At 44.6% G+C, this 23,327-nt stretch carries 19 protein-coding genes; 10 read left to right on the forward strand and 9 right to left on the reverse strand.

The annotated features are described in order from the left end of the window. The first annotated feature begins 326 nt into the window (after window positions 1–326). Window positions 327–1,337 (forward strand): hypothetical protein, encoded by a 1,011-nt coding sequence (locus tag ACPUEY_RS08295; RefSeq protein WP_425121777.1) that lies wholly within the window; start codon window positions 327–329, stop codon window positions 1,335–1,337. Window positions 1,338–1,397: 60 nt separating this feature from the next. On the opposite strand, the gene ACPUEY_RS08300 is transcribed toward ACPUEY_RS08295, so the two are convergent. Further along, a complete protein-coding gene (locus ACPUEY_RS08300) occupies window positions 1,398–4,292 on the reverse strand; it encodes a valine--tRNA ligase (RefSeq protein ID WP_425121778.1) in 2,895 nt (964 codons plus the stop codon). Window positions 4,293–4,476: 184 nt separating this feature from the next. On the opposite strand from ACPUEY_RS08300, the gene ACPUEY_RS08305 reads away from it, so the two are divergent. Further along, window positions 4,477–5,163, forward strand: a complete 687-nt coding sequence (locus ACPUEY_RS08305; protein WP_092819757.1) for a hypothetical protein — start codon at window positions 4,477–4,479, stop codon at window positions 5,161–5,163. 20 nt (window positions 5,164–5,183) lie between these two features. Continuing rightward, window positions 5,184–5,990: an SDR family oxidoreductase gene (locus ACPUEY_RS08310; protein WP_425121779.1), complete on the forward strand. Its 807-nt coding sequence runs from the start codon at window positions 5,184–5,186 to the stop codon at window positions 5,988–5,990. A gap of 371 nt (window positions 5,991–6,361) precedes the next feature. Here ACPUEY_RS08310 and ACPUEY_RS08315 read toward each other — a convergent pair whose 3' ends face one another. From ACPUEY_RS08315 to sdsA, 8 genes are all read right to left on the reverse strand, one after another. After that, on the reverse strand, window positions 6,362–6,796 hold the full coding sequence (locus tag ACPUEY_RS08315) for a YbjQ family protein (RefSeq protein ID WP_425121780.1): 435 nt from the start codon (window positions 6,794–6,796) through the stop codon (window positions 6,362–6,364). Window positions 6,797–6,799: 3 nt separating this feature from the next. Further along, entirely contained in the window at window positions 6,800–7,156 is a 357-nt protein-coding gene (locus ACPUEY_RS08320) for a YbjQ family protein (RefSeq protein ID WP_092819859.1), read from the reverse strand. 103 nt (window positions 7,157–7,259) lie between these two features. After that, the gene (gene adeK, locus ACPUEY_RS08325) at window positions 7,260–8,717 is read right to left on the reverse strand and encodes a multidrug efflux RND transporter AdeIJK outer membrane channel subunit AdeK (RefSeq protein ID WP_092819754.1); all 1,458 of its coding nucleotides are present in this window, start codon (window positions 8,715–8,717) and stop codon (window positions 7,260–7,262) included. Continuing rightward, complete coding sequence (locus ACPUEY_RS08330) at window positions 8,717–11,899, reverse strand: efflux RND transporter permease subunit (RefSeq protein WP_425121781.1); 3,183 nt, start codon at window positions 11,897–11,899, stop codon at window positions 8,717–8,719. Before ACPUEY_RS08330 ends, adeK begins: the two co-directional genes overlap by 1 nt. Before the next feature lie 12 nt (window positions 11,900–11,911). Next, the gene (locus ACPUEY_RS08335) at window positions 11,912–13,180 is read right to left on the reverse strand and encodes an efflux RND transporter periplasmic adaptor subunit (RefSeq protein ID WP_261182010.1); all 1,269 of its coding nucleotides are present in this window, start codon (window positions 13,178–13,180) and stop codon (window positions 11,912–11,914) included. Between the two features lie 32 nt (window positions 13,181–13,212). Then, complete coding sequence (locus tag ACPUEY_RS08340; protein ID WP_425121783.1) at window positions 13,213–13,818, reverse strand: phosphatase PAP2 family protein; 606 nt, start codon at window positions 13,816–13,818, stop codon at window positions 13,213–13,215. A 147-nt stretch (window positions 13,819–13,965) separates the two neighbouring features. Further along, entirely contained in the window at window positions 13,966–16,020 is a 2,055-nt protein-coding gene (locus ACPUEY_RS08345) for a site-specific recombinase (RefSeq protein WP_425121784.1), read from the reverse strand. 34 nt (window positions 16,021–16,054) lie between these two features. Further along, window positions 16,055–17,032, reverse strand: coding sequence for an All-trans-nonaprenyl-diphosphate synthase (gene sdsA, locus ACPUEY_RS08350; protein ID WP_261182014.1), 978 nt, complete (start codon window positions 17,030–17,032; stop codon window positions 16,055–16,057). Window positions 17,033–17,463: 431 nt separating this feature from the next. On the opposite strand from sdsA, the gene rplU reads away from it, so the two are divergent. The 7 genes from rplU (at window position 17,464) to cysG (ending at window position 23,087) form a co-directional block, all read left to right on the forward strand. Further along, on the forward strand, window positions 17,464–17,775 hold the full coding sequence (gene rplU / locus ACPUEY_RS08355; RefSeq protein WP_086196864.1) for a 50S ribosomal protein L21: 312 nt from the start codon (window positions 17,464–17,466) through the stop codon (window positions 17,773–17,775). A gap of 18 nt (window positions 17,776–17,793) precedes the next feature. Then, on the forward strand, window positions 17,794–18,051 hold the full coding sequence (gene rpmA / locus ACPUEY_RS08360) for a 50S ribosomal protein L27 (protein WP_092819748.1): 258 nt from the start codon (window positions 17,794–17,796) through the stop codon (window positions 18,049–18,051). Window positions 18,052–18,269: 218 nt separating this feature from the next. Then, on the forward strand, window positions 18,270–18,965 hold the full coding sequence (gene lolA / locus ACPUEY_RS08365; protein ID WP_425121785.1) for an outer membrane lipoprotein chaperone LolA: 696 nt from the start codon (window positions 18,270–18,272) through the stop codon (window positions 18,963–18,965). 164 nt (window positions 18,966–19,129) lie between these two features. Continuing rightward, window positions 19,130–19,309: a carotenoid oxygenase family protein gene (locus ACPUEY_RS08370; protein ID WP_425121808.1), complete on the forward strand. Its 180-nt coding sequence runs from the start codon at window positions 19,130–19,132 to the stop codon at window positions 19,307–19,309. Between the two features lie 134 nt (window positions 19,310–19,443). Next, a complete protein-coding gene (locus ACPUEY_RS08375; RefSeq protein WP_425121786.1) occupies window positions 19,444–20,232 on the forward strand; it encodes an RsiV family protein in 789 nt (262 codons plus the stop codon). Window positions 20,233–20,351: 119 nt separating this feature from the next. Next, window positions 20,352–21,623 (forward strand): serine--tRNA ligase, encoded by a 1,272-nt coding sequence (serS, locus tag ACPUEY_RS08380; RefSeq protein WP_092819745.1) that lies wholly within the window; start codon window positions 20,352–20,354, stop codon window positions 21,621–21,623. Window positions 21,624–21,713: 90 nt separating this feature from the next. Next, window positions 21,714–23,087 (forward strand): siroheme synthase CysG, encoded by a 1,374-nt coding sequence (cysG, locus tag ACPUEY_RS08385; RefSeq protein ID WP_425121788.1) that lies wholly within the window; start codon window positions 21,714–21,716, stop codon window positions 23,085–23,087. Window positions 23,088–23,327: the final 240 nt, after the last annotated feature.

A 23,327-nucleotide genomic window follows, 5' to 3' on the forward strand; every position in this document is an offset into this window, starting at 1 on the left:
TTCTACAATTCAAAACGCAGACATGGTTCCAATGGTCAGCGTTCTCCATTAGATTATGAAAAGGCCCATCAAAAGATGGTTAGGTGTGTCTAGAATTTTGGTGGCTATTCACATTGCATTAGGTACCTAAAGATGTGTAGATACCTATGCCCTATGGGAGAGGGTCGGGGTGAGGGATGATAAAAAAGAGAAATTATCTATCTTTAAGTTTTTTTAGAAATAGAGTTAATGATTTAATTTTTATTGTAAATTGTTGATAAATAAAATAGTATTTCTAAAAATTTATGAAAATTTAGATTTAACTAATATCAAATAAGGGGGGGAAGATGGAATTAATTCGTACTGAAGGTGAAAGTTCGGCTACTGGTATCGTAACTAAAAGAGGACACAGAGTCACAGCTGAGGCAGTACAAGATATTTTTCTACAATTTACCGCCCCAAAAACTTCTTTAGGTAAATCATATAATAAAAACTTAGAAATTAATTATGAAGAAATACAACATCTAAATTCCATGATTTTGCAACTTTTGAAAAGAGAACATTTATTGGGGATAAATTGTTCAGTTGCTGTTATTCATATGGATAAAACACGCATTGTATTTGATTCATTTAAGCAATTTAATGAATATGCGACTGGTACAAGTAGCCCTACTCATAAAGTAGTATTAATTTATAAATATGCAATAGAATATTCAGAAACTAAAGAAATTCAAAATTATGAAGTAACAATTGAATTACTTAATAAATTATCGGCATATGAGGAGTTAAACTCAGATCAACTGCCATCCGCTATGAAGGCATTACTAATCAGAGTTATGCCTGTAGTCGAAATCCATATTAAATACGAAGATTATTTAAAAGCAAAAGTGATCTTAGATGGTATTGATGATTGGGTGAATGGTTGTCCACATAATAGTAATGGTGTTAATAAACTTATTAGATTTTTGCAAAATAACTCTTCAACTCTGCCAAGTATATTTGCTACTTTTTGTGTTCTATTTATTGTTAATTACTTGTCAAATAATATAAGTAACTTAATTGAAATTGACGCTAATATTCGAGATATTTTTGTATTATCAGCACAGTGTTTAGGTATCTCATTTATTATTATTAAAATTGCTAAGGGTGTTGGTGATTTAGTTGAGAATTTTTTAGATTTTTACCCTTTTTTATCATTCATTAATATTAATAAGGGTGATAGTAATCTAATTAATAATAGAAAGAAAAATATCTCTGCTGTAATTATAAAGATAATAGTTACTATATTGCTTGGTGCTTTGGGAAGCTATGTGATGGCTGTGATATGTGGTTTATTCCCTGATTTATTACCAAAATAATAAATAAAGGGCTGAATAATCAGCCCTTTATACTACAAATTAGATTAAATTAACAACACATTAAAGCGCTGCAATTTGCTCCATATTCGCTTTAATCTTCGCTAACTGATCAGCAAATTCAGCAAGTTTAACTTTCTCGCCTTCAACTACAGCCGCAGGTGCTTTCGCTACAAAACCTTCATTGCCAAGTTTAGTGGCAATTTGGTCATGCTGTTTTTGAACCTTGTCTAAGTCTTTTTGCAAACGACCCAATTCCGCTTTCGGGTCAATTAAACCCTTCATTGGAACGAATACAGATACATGACCCACTACAGAAGATGAAGACAATGGCGGTTGTTCACCATCAGCAAGGAAAGTAATGCTCTCAACTTTTGCCAATGCTTTAAACAATGCTTCAATACGCGTGATCTGTGCTTTTTCAGCATCAGTGGTATTTTGTAGAAGAACAGGCAACAAGCGAGCATTACCTAGACCCATCTCACCACGGATGTTACGTACCGCACCAATCAAACCTTGAAGCCATTGCATATCTGCTTCAGCTTGGTCATTGATAAGCGCTTGGTCAGCAACAGGGTACTGCGCCAACATAATGGTTTCGCCAGAAATGTTCAGTTTCGGCGCAAGCGTTTGCCAAATTTCTTCTGTTAGGTACGGCATCAACGGATGAGCCAAACGTAAAGATGCTTCCATTACAGAAAGAAGAACACGACGAACTTCAGCTTTACGCTCAACCGATACGTTTTCATCATTCAGTACAGGCTTAGTTAACTCTACATACCAGTCACAGTATTCATTCCAAATGAACTCGTAAATCGCTTGTGCAGCCAAGTCTAAACGGTAAGTCGCAAATGCTGTTTGTACTGCTTGTTCTGCTTTTTGTAGACGGCTGACAATCCACTGTTCAGGCAATTCCCAAAGGTCTTGACGAACTTCTTGACCAATCACTTGCTCTTCGCAGTTCATCATCACGAAACGAGTTGCGTTCCAGATTTTGTTAGCAAAGTTACGGTAACCTTCAACACGCTTCATATCGAACTTAATGTCACGACCTGTGTTGGCAAGCGCACAGAACGTGAAACGAACTGCATCTGTACCGTAAGATTGAATACCTTCAGGGAATTCTTTACGGGTCGATTTTTCAATCTTCGCGGCCTGTTTCGGGTTCATCAAACCTGTTGTACGCTTTTGTACTAAAGTTTCTAAATCCACACCGTCAATCAAGTCTAATGGGTCAAGCACGTTACCCTTAGATTTAGACATTTTCTGACCTTCGCCATCACGCACCAAACCGTGTACATACACAGTTTTAAACGGTACTTGTGGTGTGCCATCTTCATTCTTCATGAAGTGCATGGTCATCATGATCATACGGGCAACCCAGAAGAAGATGATGTCAAAACCTGTCACCAAGACATCAGTCGGGTGGAAGGTATTTAAGAAGTAGTTTTCAGCATCTTTCTTGGCATCACCTGTCCAACCTAAAGTTGAGAATGTCCAAAGACCTGAAGAGAACCAGGTATCCAGTACGTCTTCGTCTTGGCTTAACTGAACATCGGCAGGAATGTTGTTTTTCGCACGAACTTCCGCTTCGTCACGACCAACGAAAACATTGCCTTCAGCATCGTACCAAGCAGGGATACGGTGACCCCACCACAATTGACGCGAGATACACCAGTCTTGAATGTTGTTCATCCACGCCATGTACATGTTGCTGTACTGCTCAGGAACAAACTTGATACGACCGTCTTGAACCGCTTCAATGGCAGGTTTCGCAAGTGGCGCAATCTTCACATACCATTGGTCAGTCAATAATGGCTCAACGATTACACCTGAACGGTCACCACGAGGTGGTTTCAAGGTATATGGTTGAATTTGGTCTAACCAACCTTCAGCTTCCGCTTGAGCTACTAACTTTTTACGTGCTTCGAAACGCTCTAAACCAACATAGTCCGCAGGTGCAGGAATGGTTTTAGAAATTTGCTCGCCCGCTTTTGCGATGTATTCAAACTCAGCAAGAACTTCAGCATTTTTGTTGAAGATGTTGATGATAGGCAATTCACAACGTTTACCCACTTCATAGTCATTGAAGTCATGCGCAGGGGTGATTTTTACACAGCCTGTACCGAATTCTTTGTCGACATATTCATCTTTAACGATAGGAACCGCACGACCGGTAATTGGCAAGATGATGTTTTGACCTACCAAGTGAGCGTAGCGTTCATCATCCAGCGCAACAGCAACCGCTGTATCGCCAAGCAATGTTTCAGGACGAGTCGTTGCAACCACGATGTAATCTTTACCATCGTGCGTGCGAAGTGATTTATCTTCAAAGAAATATTTGAAGTGCCACAGTGAACCTTGTTCTTCTTTATCAGACTCAACTTCCAGGTCAGAAAGCGCCGTTTGCAGTTTAGGGTCCCAGTTCACCAGGCGTTTGCCACGGTAGATGAGGCCTTCTTCATGCAGTTTCACGAACACTTCTTTTACTGCGTTAGATAGACCTTCATCCATGGTGAAGCGTTCACGTGACCAGTCTACAGAAGAACCCAAACGACGGATTTGACGGGTAATGTTACCGCCAGACTGTTCTTTCCATTCCCAGACTTTTTCGATGAACTTTTCACGACCCAGGTCATGACGGCTAATACCTTCTGCACCCAGCTGACGCTCTACCACCATTTGCGTTGCAATACCGGCGTGGTCCGTACCCGGTTGCCAAAGCGTATTTTTGCCAGACATACGGTTGTAACGCGTCAAGGCATCCATGATGGCATTGTTAAAACCATGACCCATGTGCAAGCTACCAGTGACGTTTGGCGGCGGAATCATGATACAGAAAGACTCGCCTTTTTCAGACGGCTTAAAGTAACCACGCTCTTCCCACGTTTGGTACCATTTTTTCTCGATCTCGGTCGGATCGTAGGTTGTAGCAATATTTTGCGCTGAATCAGTCATAGTTCGAACAGATCAAAAGTGAATAAAAAATTGCATCTATTGTAGCAAAAAAAAACACAGATGAGGCAGCTAAAGAAAATGCAAAAAATAAGCATTTGGCACATACACAATTCGGTTCTATGATGAGAGTATGATAAAAACAGCGCAGATGATCGCAGAACAATTCTAAAAGGAGATAATGAGCATGAGTTACTTGATTTCTTTAAAATTAAAAGCAGACACCCACCACAGATTCCGACAGATTCACCAGCAGCTGAATGAAGGTAAAACCGAAAGCCTGGCGAAACCGCTGGGTGAAGTGCTGGCAGATATTTCCTGCGAAATTGTTGATCAGGTTTTTGGCGAAATTTCGCGTTTATCTACTTCGGGTGACAGGGAGTCAGACAAGGTGGTGCAGCAGATTTTAGATACGGTACGTAAGTATATGCCGTGGTCCGTGTCATTTTTTGGCAATGACCGCCTTATTCCAATGGTCAATTATTTGATTGAAATGGCACATGAAAAAAATGATCAGCACTATATTTCCTATCGGGTTGACCATGTGCTGGTGGTGGAACTGTTAGGTTGTGTGGAACAAGTCAAGAGTGGCAATAGCCAATATGTTTCGCCTGCCTTGAAAGCGTTTACCGAAATGGTCGATCAAGGTGTGACCTATTTGGTGCGTGAACCTAAAAAAATGTTAAAATTCAATTTGGTGGTTGATAAAACCTTAAACGGGGTCATTAGTTTGACCACGCAAATGGGCTATAAACGTCTGGAAAAACTGGGTGCTTATTACGATGCGCAAGAAACGCATCGCTACCTTGATCATTTTCTGATGTTTTTGAACCAGGAGCCTAAAAATGACAGATCAAACCATTCTGAAACCTAATTCAAAACAGGAACGATAACATGGCGCAGCAGGGCAGTTTAAGCAATAAAGTGGTATGGATTACCGGTGCATCTTCAGGTTTAGGCAAGGCACTTGCTCAAGAGTGTGCTTTACAGGGGGCGCAGGTGGTACTGACCGCACGCCGTGTAGATGAACTGGAAAAAGTCCGTTTAAGCTTGACCAATCCTGACCAGCATATTTGTGTCAGTGCCGATATTAGCAATGAAAATCAGGTTCGCCATGCCTATGAACAGGTGCTGAACCAGAAAGGGCGGATTGACTGGCTAATCAACAATGCCGGTTTAAGCCAGCGTGCCTTAATTGCCGACACCACCATGCAAACTGAACGCGCCATTATGGAAGTGGATTATTTCTCGCAGGTGTTTCTGACTAAAACGGTTTTGCCGACATTCCTAAAACAAAAGTCCGGTCGTATTGCCTTTGTTTCCAGTGTGGCAGGCTTGCTGGGCACTCAGTACCGTGCTTCGTATTCAGCAGCAAAAGCGGCCATTCATATGTGGGCCAACAGTTTGCGGGCCGAAGTGGCACAGGACGGGGTCGATGTTTCGGTGATTTTCCCGGGTTTTGTCAAAACCAATGTGTCTTTCAATGCCTTAGATGGTGCCGGTAAACCGCAAGGACATCAGGATGAAGCGATTGAAAATGGTTTAGAGCCAGAAGTGTTTGCCAAAACGGTGGTGAATGCCTTGCTGAACGGTGAAGAATACATTGTGGTCGGGGGGACCAAAGAAAAACTCGGTGTCTGGATGTCGCGCTTATCGCCAAGCACGCTGTATAAAATGATCCGCAAAGCTAAAGTGAAATAATTGAAGCTCCTTCGTTTTTAAAGGAAGCTTTAAAGTCACTGCTGTCCCATAGTTGAATTGCAGGTGTTAGATTTGTGAGTGTGGCAAGGATGCCACACATTCCCCATCACGACAGGATGTCGTGTATGGGGAATAAAAGACTTTTGCCTACTTTTGGTCTTTCAAAAGTAGGGTTCAGCCTACACAAAGTTACTTAAACTTTTAAAGAAAAGATAAGGCTGTGAAAAAATTAAATATAAATAAATATCATATGCTTAAATATAAAATATCAATCCTATTGATTTGGTGCGGAAATAAAATTTAAATTATGGGACAGTAGGACTTTAAAGTCCTCCTTTGCAAAAGGGGGATTTAAACCTTATTTAAATTACCTAACCCTGAACTGCCGTCCCATACGCAAACACTTCTACCATTCCGCCTTGCATGCCCAGCTCTGTGGTACTGAGGCGTAAGCCCATAATCCGGGTTGCGCCTATTTTTTCCGCTTCCAGCTTTAAGCGGACAATCGCTTCACGGCGGGCACGTTCAACTATGCTTTCATAACTGGTCAGCCGCCCACCAAAAAAGTTCTGGATATTGGCAATGACATATTTAAAGTAATCATGCGAGATGACCACATTGCTACTGATCATTTGTCCTGGATGGGAAGATGTTTTAAAGCGGCTGTTATCCAGGGTGATATAAGCCAGGCGCTGTTCATTTGCCGCCAGTGAATCTAGGTGCTTGCGTTCATTGTATCTGCCGAAACCAAAACCTATTGCAAATAAAATGGCAAAAACAACGATCTGGAGAATCAAGCCATCCATCACTTAAACCTGCGCCTGAAATGGGTCGGGAAGTTTGGGAAGATTTGGTTCCACCACAACTGCGGTGCCATATACAAAAAGTTCCGAAGCACCTTGGGCAATATTGGAGGTTGAAAAACGGATGCCCACCACGGCATTGGCACCCATAGCTTTTGCTTTCTCAATCATGCGGTTCATGGCTTCCTGACGCGACTCTTCCAGCAGCTCGGTATAAGCAGTCAGTTCACCACCGACAATGTTTTTTAAGCCTGCAAGCAGGTCACGACCCACATGTTTACTGCGCACAGTGCTGCCATAGACCACATCAATTTGTCGGCTAATGGTATGGCCTGGAACGGTTTCTAAATTACTCAGCAGCATGTTTTGATATTCGAATGAAAGAAGATTTATTGAAGATAGGAAATCATGTTTAAAAAAGCAATAAAAAAGCCTGCATGGCGCAGGCTTTTTTATGAATCCAGATTTATTGAGCGCTGTTTGCCGCTTTGCGTTCAGCACTAGACGGTGCCTGTTGAACCGCATCACCGGTATTGGCTTTCAAACCACCACCAAGGGTTTTATACAGTTCAACCTGATTGTTCATGTTGGCCTGTTCAAGCAACAATAAACCCTGTTCAGCTGCATATGAGGCACGTTGTGCATCCAGTACCGTCAGGTAACTGTCAATACCTGCACGAAAGCGGGCATTCGACAGTCGGTAAGTGGTATTGGTTGCATCCACCAGACGGCGCTGCGCTGCCAGACGGTCACCAATATTTTGACGTACGGCCAGGGCATCATTCACTTCGCGGAAAGCGGACTGAATGGATTTTTCATAATCAGACAAGGCAATTTGCTGGTCTGTTTCTGAAATCTTGATGTTGGCTTTACGTGTACCCCAATCGAAGATTGGCAGGTCGATACTTGGACCAATCGACCAGACAAATCCACCCGATTTAAACAGGTCGCTCAAGCTGGTCGATGCATAGCCTGCGTTGCCGGTCAAACTGATGGTCGGGAACAGGCGTGCTTTAGCTGCACCGATATTGGCACCCGCCGCAGACAGTTTATATTCCGCAGCACGAATGTCGGGACGGTTATTTAACAGGTCACTTGGTAAGCCTGCAGTTAAAGCACTGCTGCTAGTAATACGTGTGATACGTTGCGCAGGCAGCAGATTCACAGGAACTGGCTGACCGACAAGCAGGTTCAGCAGGTTCTGAGCCTGGGCAATCTGGGTCTTGTAATTGGCAACATCGTTACGGGCCGTTTCGACAGAAATCTGTGCCTGACGAACAGGAACTTCACTGTCGATACCGACATCGAAACGTTTCTTGTTGAGGTTATAAGACTCAAGCTGGGCTTTCAGCGTTTGCTCGGCAAGTTTTAAATTTGCATTGGCAAACGAATAATTCAACCAGGCTTGAGCAACCTGGCCAATTAATGCAATTTGAGTCGCATCACGCGCACTTGCAGTCGCTAAATACGTATCTAGAGCATTATCTTTTAGGCTGCGTACACGGCCCCAAAAGTCCAGCTCATAGGCCGTCACACCCAGACCGACATTGTAGCTGGTCATGGCATTGCTGTTGAGCGTGTCTTGACGAAGTACACTGCCGCTGGCACCAATGGTTGGAAGCTGGTTGTTCTGGGTAATCTGATACTGTTGCTGCGCACGCTGAATGTTCAAGGTCGAAGTACGCAAATCACGGTTATTGGCCAATGCCAGATCCAGCACTTGAAGCAAGCGTGGATCGGCAAAAAAGTCTTTATAACCTTGTTCAGCAATTGAAGGTCCGGAACTTGCGGTTAAATAACCCTGTTCTGGAATATTTGCTTGAGCTACGGGCTCTGGGCCACGCATGCTTTGACATGCAGTCAAAGCAAGCGCAAGTGCAGATACCGCAATGCTACGACCTGTAATAGACCATACCTTTTGCATCACGATGCTTGCTCCTGATTATTTCGGTTTTTAGGTTTGTATTTAAAGATACTTCGAATCCAGACATAGAACACAGGAATAAAGAAGATACCCAATAAGGTTGAACTGATTACACCACCCAGTACACCATAACCGACCGAGTGTTGGCTACCTGCGCCTGCGCCTGAAGCAATGGCAAGCGGAAGTACACCAAAACCGAAGGCAAGGGTGGTCATAATTATTGGACGTAAACGCATTTTCGCTGCATGAAGTGTGGCTTCAAGTAAAGGTTCGCCTTTATCTTCCTGCAGCTCCTTGGCGAATTCGACAATCAGGATCGCATTCTTCGCGGCCAAACCAATGACCGCAATAATTGCAACCTGGAAGTAAATGTTATTCGACAAGTTTGGATCTTTCAGCACAATCATGCCGAGGAACGTTAAGCCAATTGCACCCACAATACCCAAAGGAATCACCAGCAGTACCGAGAATGGAATAGACCAGCTTTCATACAAGGCAGCCAGGCACAGGAACACGATTAACATCGAAAGTCCGTATAGACCCGCAGTTTGCGAACCCGCTTCACGTTCTTCCAAAGATAAACCTGTCCATTCATAGTCAAAACCGCTCATGCCCATTTGTGGCAGTTTGGCAATGATTTCTTCCATGGCGAGCATTGCATCACCAGAGCTGACGCCCGGTGCAGGGGTACCCTGAATGTTGACCGATGAAATACCGTTATAACGTTCAAGACGTGGCGAACCATAGGTCCATTCACCTGTGGCAAAGGCAGAGAACGGCACCATTTGTCCCAGATTGTTACGTACATACCATTTGTTCAAGTCTTCCGGCATCATACGCGCATCAGGTACGGCCTGAACATAGACTTTTTTCACGCGACCGCGGTCAATAAAGTCATTAATGTATGAACCGCCCCAGGCAATACTCATGGTGCTGTTGATTTCAGAAATGCTGACGCCCATGGCGCTGGCTTTTTCGTTATCGACATAAACCTTGTATTGCGGCGTATCTTCCTGGCCATTTGGACGTACACCGGCCAGACGCTTGTCTTGCGCCGCCATACCCAGAATCATGTTACGGGCAGTAATCAGTTTTTCGTGACCATTACCGGCAGCATCTTTCAACTGCAAGTTAAAGCCCGCAGAAACACCCAGTTCCGGCATTGCAGGAAGCTGCAACGGCATCACGTAAGAGGCATCTTTGGCAATCACGTTCAGGGCCATACCACGCTGGATGATGGCGCCGATTTGAGATTCAGGGGAGGTCCGTTCGCTCCAGTCTTTTAACTTAATGAAGGCTAGACCGGCATTCTGACCGACACCTGTGAAAGAGAAGCCCGCAACGCTGAATACAGAATCGACATTGGCTTTTTCACCTTCCATAAAGAAGCCAGTCATTTGATCAATAACTTTCTCGGTACGGTCCAGTGTGGCGTTCGGTGGCAATTGAACCAGTGTCATCACCACACCCTGGTCTTCATTCGGCAGGAATGAGCTAGGCAGGTTCTTGAACATGAACAATAGACCCGCAATCACCACAGCATAAATAACGCCGGCAATCACTTTATGAATCAGCAGTTTGCCAACCCACTTCTGGTAACCGCCTGACAAGCGGTCAAAGCTATGGTTAAACCAGCGGAAGAAGCGCGCGAACACACCATTGCTTTCCGGTTTGTCTTTATCATGCTGTTTGAGCAAGGTTGCACAAAGGGCAGGGGTAAAGGTCAGGGCAATCGCCAGCGATAAAATCATCGCGGTGACAAGCGTGATCGAGAACTGGCGATAAATGACTCCAGTCGTCCCGCTAAAGAATGCCATGGGTACGAATACTGCAGTCAATACGGTGGTAATACCGACCAGGGCACCCGAAATCTGTTGCATCGACTTTTCAGTCGCGCTAACCGGATCGAGGTGTTCTTCCTGCATGACACGTTCCACGTTCTCGACCACGACAATCGCATCATCCACCAGCAGACCAATGGCCAGTACCATGGCAAACATGGTGAGCGTGTTAATCGAGAAGCCAAACAGGTTGATGATGGCAAAAGTACCCAACACCACCACAGGCACAGCCATGGTTGGAATCAGGGTGGCACGCCAGTTCTGCAAGAACAGGAACATCACCAGGAATACCAGCACGACCGCTTCAATCAAGGTGTGAACCACACTTTCAATTGAGAGTTTGATGAATGGTGTTGTATCAAATGCCAACTGGTCTTTCAGATCGGCTGGATAGTTTTTGCGCAGTTGTTGCAGGCGTTCTTCAACGGCTGTTGCCGTGTCGAGCGCGTTTGCACCGGTCGCCAGTTTAATTGCGACACCGCCAGCAGGTTTGCCGTTGAATTTAGAGGTGAACTGATAGTTGTCAGAACCCAATTCAACTTTAGCCACATCGCCAATGGTGACTTTTGCACCCGAACCGGCATTTTTCAGGAAAATGGCACGGAACTGTTCAGGTGTCTGTAATAAGCTTTGCGCATTTACAGTGGCATTCAGTACCTGACCTTGAACAGCAGGCGCACCACCCAATTGACCTACGGCAACCTGAGCGTTTTGAGTACGCAGGGCAGCCACCACATCACTTGGGGTCAGCTGATAACTGCTGAGTTTCGCAGGGTCCAGCCAGATACGCATGGCATAAGAACCACCAAACACCTGTACTTCACCCACACCAGCCACACGGCTCAGCGGTTCAGAAATATTGGAGTTGACGTAGTCCTTAATGTCGGCGTCAGTCATTGAACCATTCGGTGAATAGAATGCCAAAACTTGCAGGAAGCTGGCACCCGATTTGGTCACCTTGAGGCCCTGACGCTGTACATCTTCAGGCAAAAGAGCTGTTGCGGACTGTAATTTGTTTTGTACCTGAACCTGAGCGATATCGGGATCGACCCCTTGTTCAAAGTTCAAGGCAATGGAAGCCTGACCGTTACCGGCACTATTTGAAGAAATATAGCGTAAGCCGTCCAGGCCATTCATTTGCTGTTCAATAATCTGGGTCACTGTATTTTCTACAGTTTCAGCAGATGCACCCGGATAGGTTGCAGCAACGGTTACCGTTGGCGGTGCAATGGTCGGATATTGTGCAATCGGCATTTTGCTGAGGGTCAAAATACCCGCCAGCATAATCACCAATGCAATCACCCAGGCAAAAATCGGGCGATGAATAAAAAAGTGAGCCATTCAGTCTACCCCTTATGCATTTGAAGTAGCTTTTTGTTCAGTTTTAGGTTGGGCTTGAGCGGCAGGTTGGCCTGCTTTATTTGCATCTGCTGCAGGCTGGCCTGCACCCTGAGGCATAGCAGCTTGAGGCTGGTAAGGTTTGGCAACCACAGTTGCACCTTCTTTCACCTTGGCAATACCATCCACAATCACTTTTTCACCCGTTTGCAAGCCTTTAGTCACAATCCAGTCTTTGCCTTGCACGCCAGCCGTTTCTACCGGACGTGTTTCAACCACACCTTTGGCATTCACGATCATGGCAATCGCCTGACCTGTTGGGGTACGGGTAATCGCTGCCTGAGGAATCAGCATGGCATTCGGAATCACACCTTGCACGATTTGGGCAGTTGCGTACATGCCAGGAAGCAATAAATGGTTCGGGTTCTGGAACACAGCACGCAAAGTCACGGTACCAGTTTCCGGATTCACGCTGGCATCGGAGAATGCAAGACGGCCTTCAACCGGGTAATAGCTACCATCTTCAAGCTTAAGCTTCACTTTCGTATTGTTGCTGCTGCCCAAATCACCTTGACTCAACTGTTGGCGTAAACGCAGCAGCTCGGCACTCGACTGGTTAATGTCGACATAGATTGGGTCCAGGCGTTGCACCGTCACCAAAGGTTCTGCCTGGCTTGCTGTAACCAGAGCACCTACAGTGACGCTTGAACGGTTGGTCTGACCTGAAATAGGTGAACGAACAGTAGAGTAACCGAGGTTGATTTCTGCATTTTTAAGTTCAGCCTGGGTTGCCGCGACATCCGCTTCAGCCAGTTTTACTTGTGCAGCAATATCATCATATTCTTGTTTTGAAATGGCATTGGTGCCGACAAGTTGACGGTAACGTCCTTCTTTCACGCGTAATAGGCTTAAGTTGGCCTGCTGACGGTTGAGCGCAGCACGTGCACTGGCAACAGTTTCACGGTTGGTTCGCGAGTCAATTTCATACAGCGCCTGTCCTTGACGCACATAACTGCCTTCAGTGAACAGACGTTTAAGAATGACGCCACTGGTTTGTGGACGGACTTCAGAAATTTCAAATGCCGTCATGCGGCCAGAAAGTTCTACCGATTGCTCGACGCTTTGTGGTTGAGCAACAATGACACCGACTTCAGCCGGTGGCATTTTTTGGGCTGCTGCAGCTTGCTGCGCATCCTTAGGATCTTTGCTACAACCAACAAGTGCAATACTTGTTGCTAATGCGCAAGCGGTAAGGGCGGGTGCCCATAGCTTTGCAGACATCATTGTTCCACCTCGATTAGATTCTTCTCTAAAAACTAATTTATTTTCTCTCTACTCAATTTGGCATACAGCAGATAAAGTAGTGTGATCCAAATAAAACTTACGCTCCAACCCGCCAAGACATCAGAGGGGAAATGCACGCCCAGATAGACTCTGGAAATTCCCATAACAGACAGCCACATAAAAGCACATATGCTAATCAGTATGTGCTGTGGATGTTTTTGACTGAGATAAATTGCAAGACAACCCAAAGTTGCGGCATAAATGCTGTGCGCACTGGGAAATGCAGCACCATAGCTTTCGACCAGATGATACATTTCAGGTGGGCGAGGTCTTGAAATTACATATTTAAGCAGCCAAACCGTGGCAGTACTTCCGAATAGTCCTATGCCAATAAAAACAACATTTGTAAATTTTTTATACCATGCCTGATGTAAACACCAGAGTATGGTTAAAAATAACACAAATGGCATACCGCCTATAGTCGAAAGCGTGATGAATATTCTATTTAGAGGCACGCTACGATGCTGGCTCAGCCATTCAACCATCACCCAGTCAAAGTGATGCAAGGACGGCGTAACCAGCATTAATATGCTGAAAATAAATAAAAAAAATCCTACACCAAGCAACAGATAAGGCATGTATGGAACCTTGGTTATCTTAGCCGATTGAAGCGTGACTAATGAATGGTTAAAGTGTACTCATCAGTACACTTTATTTCAAGTATGTGTAAATTATGCTTTTCTTTTTACCGATTTTTTAACGCGAAGTAAAACAAAAACAGCAAATTACTTCATTGCAGATTTTTGCGGTGTTGAAAATTCATCTACTTCTAATGGGGTTTTGGGTGGCCAAAAAAAGTCACTTGGTCGGGTCAGGAAGTGGGTGAGTACCAGTTTGGCCAACGGCTTCCATTGTTCAAAGCGAACCCGGCGGGCCCGCAGGGCCACAATAATGGTCAGGCTAAAACTCACAAACAGGTTGGTCAAACCAATTAACAATACCCCTAAAAATGAAACAATAATCAGGCCAATTTCAGGACTGCCATTAATACAGATCAGACCCTGAATAAAGTTGGCTGAAGCAAAGGCAATGTGGCGAATATCCAGAGGCAATCCTAAAATAAAACCGATGGTGCCCATACTGCCGAGCATGATCCCGAACAGGAAGTTCCCGGCCAAAGCACCTAAATTCCGTTCTATATAGGCGGCAAATTTATTCAGCCGTTCTTGTCCCAATAACCGTTTTAAGTTCGCATGGACCTGTAAACGCGGACCCACCTTACGGTACACCGCCATGTTGTCAAAATAACCGGCAATCAGTCCGGAAAAGAATAGGCACACCCCGGCAATCGCTGCATGCGGAATGGCGAGTGAGGTAAACGGATTGAGGGAATGTAAAGTGTTGCTGGCCTTGGCATGCGTTAAAAGCGGCTCATCCATGCCGTACTGCCAGAGCAGGGTAATTAACGCTGCGGTTGGAATGGCAATGGAAATATTACCCAGAATGGCAATGAACTGGGTGCGGATAATATTAATGATCAGTGCGGCAAGTTCAGCAATCTGTGCGGTTTTAGAGCCTTTGGTCTGTTGTACCGTTGCCGCAAGCGCCGCGGCAGTCATGGCGGGCTGTTTGGTGGCAACGGTAAAATGCAAGACATGAATCAGCATAAAACCGAACGAATAATTCATGCTAAACACCAGGGCCTGCATGATGGGTGCCATGGCCAGTCGTGCAGCCAATATTTTTAGGGTGGCCATGGTGGCAATAATGACACCGGCACCCGCAGCCGATTTATACATCGACCAGAAACCCTGCTTGTCGGTACTGACATAGTGTTCACCGGTTTTGCTGGCATTCTCGGTGACCTGTAACGCAATCAGTTCACTATTGGCGGCTAAAAGTGACCGCACACTGCGCTCGCTATAAATGGCATGGGTGATATCGACCAGCAATAAGCCTAAAGATTCATAGCGCAGCTGGTCTTCATCCATAATCAGATTAAGCAACAGTTCAATACGGTCCAGACATTGTTCCAGTAATGACAGCAGATAGGTCAGGCTTAAACTTACGCCAATTCTTTTGGTGGCACGACGAATTTTTAACACCACATCCCGACATTGCTCAATCATGACCAAAGCTTGAGAAGCGTCCGGAGCAGCAATTAAGGCCATCGGGTCGGTGTTTTGATGCAGTGCCTTGTAATGCTGGATAAATTCATTGATTTCCCGGTTTTGTACCAGGAAAGGCGATTCATATTCGGTGAGTTCCGGATGGGCGTTAATAAATTCCGGATACAGACCAATGCCACTAATCCGGTAAGACAAAACGGTAATGGCCTTAATCAGCTCGCTTTTAATTTTAAGCTTGTCTTGCTGATTGCTGTGACCCTGATTGATCAAGGAAAAGAGTTTTTGCCAGTCTTGATCTGCAATACTATCCAGCCAGTATTTGTCACTGCGCTGATAAAAAACACGCCGTACTAAATCTTGCAGCTGGCTTTGATCATTAATCAGGGGAAGAAAATGCGCACCCAGCCGCTGAGCAAGCTGATTCCAGAAACCATCCAGAGACAAAATGCCGGTATCGGCATATAAACTGGTTTGCTTGTATTGGTTAATGAGTTTCAGGATAAAATTCTGAAATGTAATGACTGCATGGGGCGTAAGCAGCAGCGCTTGTATGAAAGCGTGAAATTTGCTGTTGATTTCGTCGAGATTGGTAGAGTCATTTGGTCGAATACGGCTCACCAGCTCGATCAGCAGTGAGTCATCAAGAACAGCCTGACTGGATTCAAGCTGCTCCTGCATTTTTAAAAATAGATCATTAAAATTTATATGCATAGGCGAGGGGTAAAACTATATTTTTCAAATCCCGTTATTGAATCCGGTTAAGGGCAAGTTGGGCCAAATTAATCAATGCCTGGCGATATTCACTCTCCGGAAGTGCATCTAATGCGTTGAGTGCAAACTGGGTTTCTTCAGTGGCACGTTGGCGGCAATAATCCAGCGCACCACAGCTTTGTACAATCTCGATCACCCGTTCTAGCTGGTTAAGACCGCCAGTGGCAATACTACGACGAACAATTTCATGTTCTTCATCGGTGGTTTTTTGCAAGGCAGAGATTAAGGGCAAAGTCGGTTTGCCTTCCATTAAATCATCACCAATATTTTTACCTAATGTTTCCGCATCGGAAGTATAGTCTAAAATATCATCAATAATCTGGAAAGCATTGCCAAAGTGACCGGCAAAGACGCGCAAGGGTTCACGGTATTGGGGTGTGCCCGATAAAATGGCAGCGCCTTCAGTGGCCAACTCAAATAGGCGCGAGGTTTTACCGTGAATAATGTCGAGATAAGTCTTTTCAGTGGTTTCTGGCTGATGCTGGGCTTGCAGCTGCAACACTTCACCTTCGGCAATTTCACAGGTACCGGTAGAAAAGTCTTTCAGCAAGGTCATATCGTTCAGGTCGACCAGCAAATCGAAAGCACGGGAAATCAGGAAATCGCCGACCAGAACCGCAGTCTGGTTATTCCAGGTGGCATTCGCTGTAGGGCGACCGCGGCGCAAGCCTGATTCATCCACTACATCATCATGCACCAGGGTTGCGGTATGCAGCATTTCAATAATGGCTGCCAGTTTACGCTGACGTTCAATATCGGTCGCGCCGCAGGCTTTTGCCGCCAATAGGCACATAATCGGGCGCATGCGTTTGCCGCCCGCTTCAACCACGTGTTTACTGACCGCCATGACCAAGGCAACTTTTGAAGTAATCCCTTCATTGATAAATGTGTCCATCGCAGCAAAGTCTGAAGCAACAGGAGCGAGAATGTCTTGCTTAAAGTCGATGGCCATGTGAAGAGAAACCTCTAAAAATTGAATTGCTTATTATAGTGTAACAACTATAACTCAGATAAAGCGAAGATCTTAATATAGTTGTTTAAATCCTGACTAGGCAAATGGTTTTAAATTTAGTCGAATTATTATTATCCAGCCAGATGTGTGATGGAACTGGCATTGGGTGTTTTATATTAGCGAATTGATTTTAAAAATCTATTACATTTACAAAATGTCAGCTCTACATCGCTAAGGAGCATTTTTTTAATGCGCCTTGATTGTTTATAAAATAAACCGCGGACAAAGTGCAAAAAAACGCTGAAATGGCTTGTTGTTTGATTTATTATCACTTAATATGTTTGCCCTTATATATCCCCCCAGTGGCGTTCGTTTTAAGATCGATATATTCCTTTATCGGCACGACGACACGGGCATATTTGGAGTACATTATGTACGCAGTAATCCAAAGCGGTGGTAAACAACACCGTGTGGTTGAGGGTGAAACCCTTAAAGTAGAATTATTGAAAGCTGAAACTGGTACAACGATTACGTTTGATGACGTATTGATGCTTGTAAACGGCGAAAGCATTCAAATTGGTGCTCCAGTTGTTGCTGGTGCGACAGTAACTGCTGAAGTAGTTAGCCACGGTCGTCACGACAAAATCCGTATTGTTAAAATGCGTCGTCGTAAACATTACCGTAAACAACAAGGTCACCGTCAATGGTTTACCGAGTTGAAAATTACTGCTATTTCAGGCTAATTACGAGGATTATGAAACATGGCTACTAAAAAGGCTGGTGGATCGACACGTAACGGTCGTGACTCAAACCCTAAAATGCTAGGCGTTAAAATGTACGGTGGTCAAGCTGTGACTGCAGGTAACATTATCGTTCGTCAACGTGGTACAGAATTCCACGCTGGTGCAAACGTAGGTATGGGCCGTGACCATACTTTATTTGCTACCGCTGACGGCGTGATCAAATTCGAAGTGAAAGGTCAATTTGGCCGTCGCTACGTATCTGTTGAAACTGCATAAGTTTTAATGGTACGAAAAACCCACATTAAATGTGGGTTTTTTTATGGCTGTAAATTCATTAAAACAATTCCGGTTCTCCATCATGATGTAGAAATGGCTACATTGGCTATTAATAACAATACAAAACTTCTTATTTTCTCAATTATTAGAAAGAAAAATTGGTTTAAGATGGACGCATTGAACAAATTGCGATACCGCAAATAAAAAAAGGTGATGATATGAAAATGCTTCGTAAAACCCTGTGTGCGATGACCTTGGGTGCTGCAACGCTTGCACCGGTAATGAGTACAACTGTTTTTGCTGCACCTGTAGCAGCATCGGAGCAGCAAGCAACGAACAATCTGGTCAAACAGTTAGGCAATATCCGGACCTTATCCGCTAATTTTGAACAAACCACCAAGGCAACTTCGGGTAAAGCCCCACAGAAAAAAGGCTTGACCGGACAACACATGAACCAGACCTTTAAAGGGGTGATGAAAGTGGCGCGTCCTGGCAAGTTCTTCTGGGAAACCACCAGTCCAGCCAAACAGACCATTGTAACCTCTGGTAAAACCGTCTGGATTTATGATCCCGATTTACAGCAAGCCGTCCGTCAAAGTCTGGATGAACAGGTAGCGAATACACCGGCATTGTTATTGTCGGGCAATACCAGCCAGATTATGAAGTCTTATCGGGTGACTCAACCAGATAAAGGCAAGACTTATTACACCTTGTACCCTAAAGTGAAAGACAGTGCATTCCAAAGCCTGACCATCAGTTTTGGCGCAAATAAAGCACCAAGTTTGATGATTCTGCAGGACTCATTAGGGCAAACTACCTATGTGCGCTTCAATAATGTGAAAGTAAATCCGTCCATTGCTTCTTCAACCTTTAATTTCACGCCACCAAAAGGTACCGATATTATTGATCAATAATAAATTGATTTATAATATTTCATTAAGGTTTTATTAATTAAGAGCAGCCCTGCGTGGCTGCTTTTTTATTGGAGATTCTGCTAGAAAATGAGGAAGTTTTTATTCACAAGGCGTAACTGTAAAAAGTATATTTAAGCCTGAGTCTGGACATTACAAGGCTCAATATTTCAAAAGCGGCTGAAGGTGAGGGCTATTTGTTATCTGATGTGCAGCATATCCATAAACAATCTTCCAAAGTAGTGATTCTGAAAGCGCAAGGACTCAATGTTCAACCTCAAGCCGAAATCATCCTGGGCGTACATGTGCCCCTGGGCTTTCATGGTAATTGGGTGGACCTGTCTTAAAAGCAGGCATTTTTTATACGAATGCTTCATTATTCGGCTAAACATGCTTAAAGATACATATTTTAAATTTTATTCAGTCACTTGGCTTTGTATAGTGCAGAAGCATTCTAAGGGTCTCAGGTTGTAAAAATAAAATGGAAACACGCACGAATAAACAATGGCTATGGGCACTTTCTGTTTCTCTAGCAGCGCTTGTCACAACAGGGTGTCAGGAACGACCTGCTCCACAGCCTGAACAGGCAAGTACGACCAAGCAGGAAAATACCCAGACAATTCCATTAATTCAAGCCAAGGTTGTTCCTGTGAAACTGAGCAAACCGGAAGCATGTGATGCGGAAGGTTGTACCCAGTATGAGATTCAAACGGTAAAAACCAATCTGAAATGGGGAGATGACTATTTTCTCGATCGGGTGAAAAAAGCCGATCCGATTGCATTTTCTACAGCGCCCAATCAAAAGATCAATACTGCCGAAGGCGCGAACCCCAATCTAAGTCAAAGCTCGACCTATATTCGTTTTGTCAGTCAGCAGTATGATCGGGCAACCTTTGCCATTCAGACCTATACCTATTCATCCGGTGCTGCGCATGGCATGTATCATCAGGAATTTGTCAATTTTGATTTGAAAAACAAAAAGCGTCTGGCGCTGCAAGATATTATGGTCAAAGGCACAGAGCAGCAATTGTTGAATACTTTGTATGATTCAAACAGTATCTGGCTGGAGCAGCACAGTATCGACAGGGAAAAACTGAAATTAAGTGATAATTTTTACTATGGTGCCAATGGCATTGTTTTTGTTTATCCCTTATATGAACTGGCTTCCTATGCAGAAGGCATGACCGAGCTGACCTTGCCTTATTCGGCACTGGGCAAACTGATTAAAGCGGAATATTTGCCAGGTTTGCCCAAGTATCCATCGTCCTAATTTCAGCTTAATTCGGGTAAATTTGCTCTAATAAGCCACAGCTGTCCGCTCGATCACTGTCTTTTTTAATGTTTAGCGCTTACACTATAGCCAGTTTTTTTCTTTGCAAAAGATTGGCTATGATCGACCCGAAATTAATCAGAAATAATATTGAGGCTGTAAATTTAGCCTTGGCAAAACGTGGTGTACAGCTTAATGTCGAAGAGTGGGCTTCCCTTGAAGCTCGCCGTAAAGAGCTTCAATCGAAAACTGAAGCTTTGCAAGCAGAGCGTAATTCGGGTGCAAAACAAGTTGGCCAAATTAAAAAATCTGGTGGCGATGCATCTGAAATTATGGCGCGTATGGCAGCCATTGGCGATGAAATTAAAGCCGCAGAAGTTGCACTTGCAGAATTGCAAACTGAAATTGAAACCAAGTCTTTAAGCATTCCAAACATGCCGCATGAATCTGTACCTGAGGGTAAAGATGAAGACGACAACGTTGAAATTTTAAAATGGGGCACTCCGCGTCAATTTGATTTTGAAATCAAGGATCATACTGACCTGGGTGAATGGATGGGCGGTTTGGAGTTTGAAACTGCAACAAAATTGACCGGTACACGTTTCAGTGTTCTGAAAGGTCCATTGGCGCGTTTACAGCGTGCGCTGACCCAGTTCATGCTGGACACCCATACCCTGAAAAATGGTTATACTGAAGCCTATGTGCCTTATCTGGTGAATGCAGATTCATTGCGCGGTACAGGTCAATTGCCTAAATTTGAAGAAGATTTATTCAAATTGCAGGGTGAAAAAGAATATTACCTGATTCCAACCGCTGAAGTGCCAGTGACCAATTTCGTGCGTGACGAAATTATTGATCCTGAACGTTTGCCATTGAAATATGCCGCACATACGCCATGTTTCCGCAGCGAAGCAGGTTCCTATGGCCGTGATACCCGTGGCCTGATTCGTCAACATCAGTTCGACAAAGTCGAGATGGTGCAAATTGTAAAACCTGAAGATTCGATGCAGGCTTTGGAAGAACTGACCGGGCATGCTGAAGGCATTTTGCAGGCACTTGGTCTGCCATACCGTAAAATCATCCTGTGTGGTGGCGATATGGGCTTTGGTTCAACCAAGACCTATGACCTTGAAGTCTGGGTACCGAGCCAAAATACCTACCGTGAAATCTCTTCATGTTCAAACATGGGTGATTTCCAGGCCCGCCGTATGAAAGCACGTTACCGTGTTGACCAGAAGAAAACCGAATTTGTGCATACCCTGAACGGTTCAGGTTTGGCTGTTGGCCGTACCTTGCTTGCGGTGATGGAAAACTATCAACGTGCAGACGGTTCGATTGAGGTTCCTGAAGTGCTTCGTCCATATATGGGCGGTGCGGAATTTATTGATTGATCTTCGGATTGATCAATAAATTTATGAATAGCACAATTTTGTGCATGAAAATTGCTTAAGACAGTCAGATTTAAAATATTGAGGTCATTCGTGGATATCTTTCCAATCTCTTTAAAGTTGCAGCAGCAACCTTGTCTGATTGTCGGTGGTGGGCGCATTGCTTACCGTAAGGCCGTACTTTTGGCAAAAGCAGGGGCAGTCATTGATGTGATTGCGCCTGAAATCGAAAATGATTTACTTGAGATTGTTCGTGCCAGCCAAGGGCAATATGTCCAAGCGCCTTTTAGTCCAGATATTCCGTTGCGTGATTACCGTCTGGTGATTGCGGCAACCAATAATAAAGCCACCAATGTTCAGGTTTTTGAAGCTTGCGAAGCTGAAAAAATTCTGGTGAATAGTGTCGATGATCTACCGCATTGCCGTTTTATGGTGCCTGCCATTATCGACCGTTCTCCTTTGGTGGTTTCAATTGCCACCAATGGCAAATCACCAGTTTTATCCCGTCAAATCCGTACCCAGCTGGAAGCGAGCATTCCGCATGGCATGGGAAAACTTGCCGATTTTTCAGGTAAATGGCGTGCCGCAGTCAAAGCCAAAATTGAAAATCCGGATGAACGCCGTATTTTTTGGGAAGACCTGTATGTCAGTCCCCTCAAAGAACAGGTGTTTAATGACAATCTTGCTGAAGCCGACCGTTTGATTGAGCAAGCCTTAATGGAATGGAAAGCGCCGAAAGGTGAAGTCTATCTGGTGGGTGCGGGGCCAGGCGATCCTGAACTGCTGACCTTAAAAGCATTGCGTTTGATGCAGCAGGCAGATGTCGTTATTTACGACCGTCTAGTGTCGCCTGCAATTATGGACTTATGCCGCCGTGATGCGGAAAAGGTCTATGTGGGTAAAGCCCGTTCCAATCATAGTGTGCCGCAAGAAGGGATTAATGCGCTATTGGTGGAATATGCTGCCCAAGGTAAGCGCGTCTGCCGTTTAAAAGGCGGTGATCCGTTTATTTTTGGCCGTGGTGGCGAAGAGATTCAGGAACTGTTTGCTGCAGGCGTGGCTTTTCAGGTGGTACCCGGCATTACTGCAGCTTCGGGCTGTTCTGCGTATGCCGGTATTCCTTTAACCCATCGTGACTATGCACAAAGTGTACGCTTCCTGACCGGGCATTTAAAGGAAGGTTCGCCAGAGTTGCCATGGAATGAGCTGGTGTATGAAAACCAGACCCTGGTATTGTATATGGGCTTGGTGGGGCTGGAAAAAATCTGTGCCCAGCTGATTGCCCATGGCCAGCGTCCAGACATGCCGGTTGCCCTGATTTCCAAAGGGACTACCCCTGACCAGAAAGTGGTGGTGGGAACCTTAGCCGATATCGCATCGAAAGTGACGGAGCATCAGATTCAAGCGCCAACGCTCACCATTATTGGTGAAGTGGTAAAACTGCGTGAACAATTGCAGTGGGCATGAGCGAGGATAAGCAACACTTCGTGTTGCCCGAGCGCAAGACGAAGGCTGTGCCTGAGTAAAGAGGATAAGCAACACTTCGTGTTGCCCGAGCGCAAGATGAAGGCTGTGCCTGAGTAAAGAGGATAAGCTGCGATTTATTGCAGTTGTTTAATTGCAAACGGAACGCGGTGCTTGGCTAAGAAATCCTCTATCGGGTTCCCGGCTTGATCAGCAAAGTCCAAACATTGCCTAAATAAAATT

The organism is Acinetobacter sp. G11 (assembly GCF_049808495.1).
Classification (GTDB): domain Bacteria; phylum Pseudomonadota; class Gammaproteobacteria; order Pseudomonadales; family Moraxellaceae; genus Acinetobacter; species Acinetobacter kookii.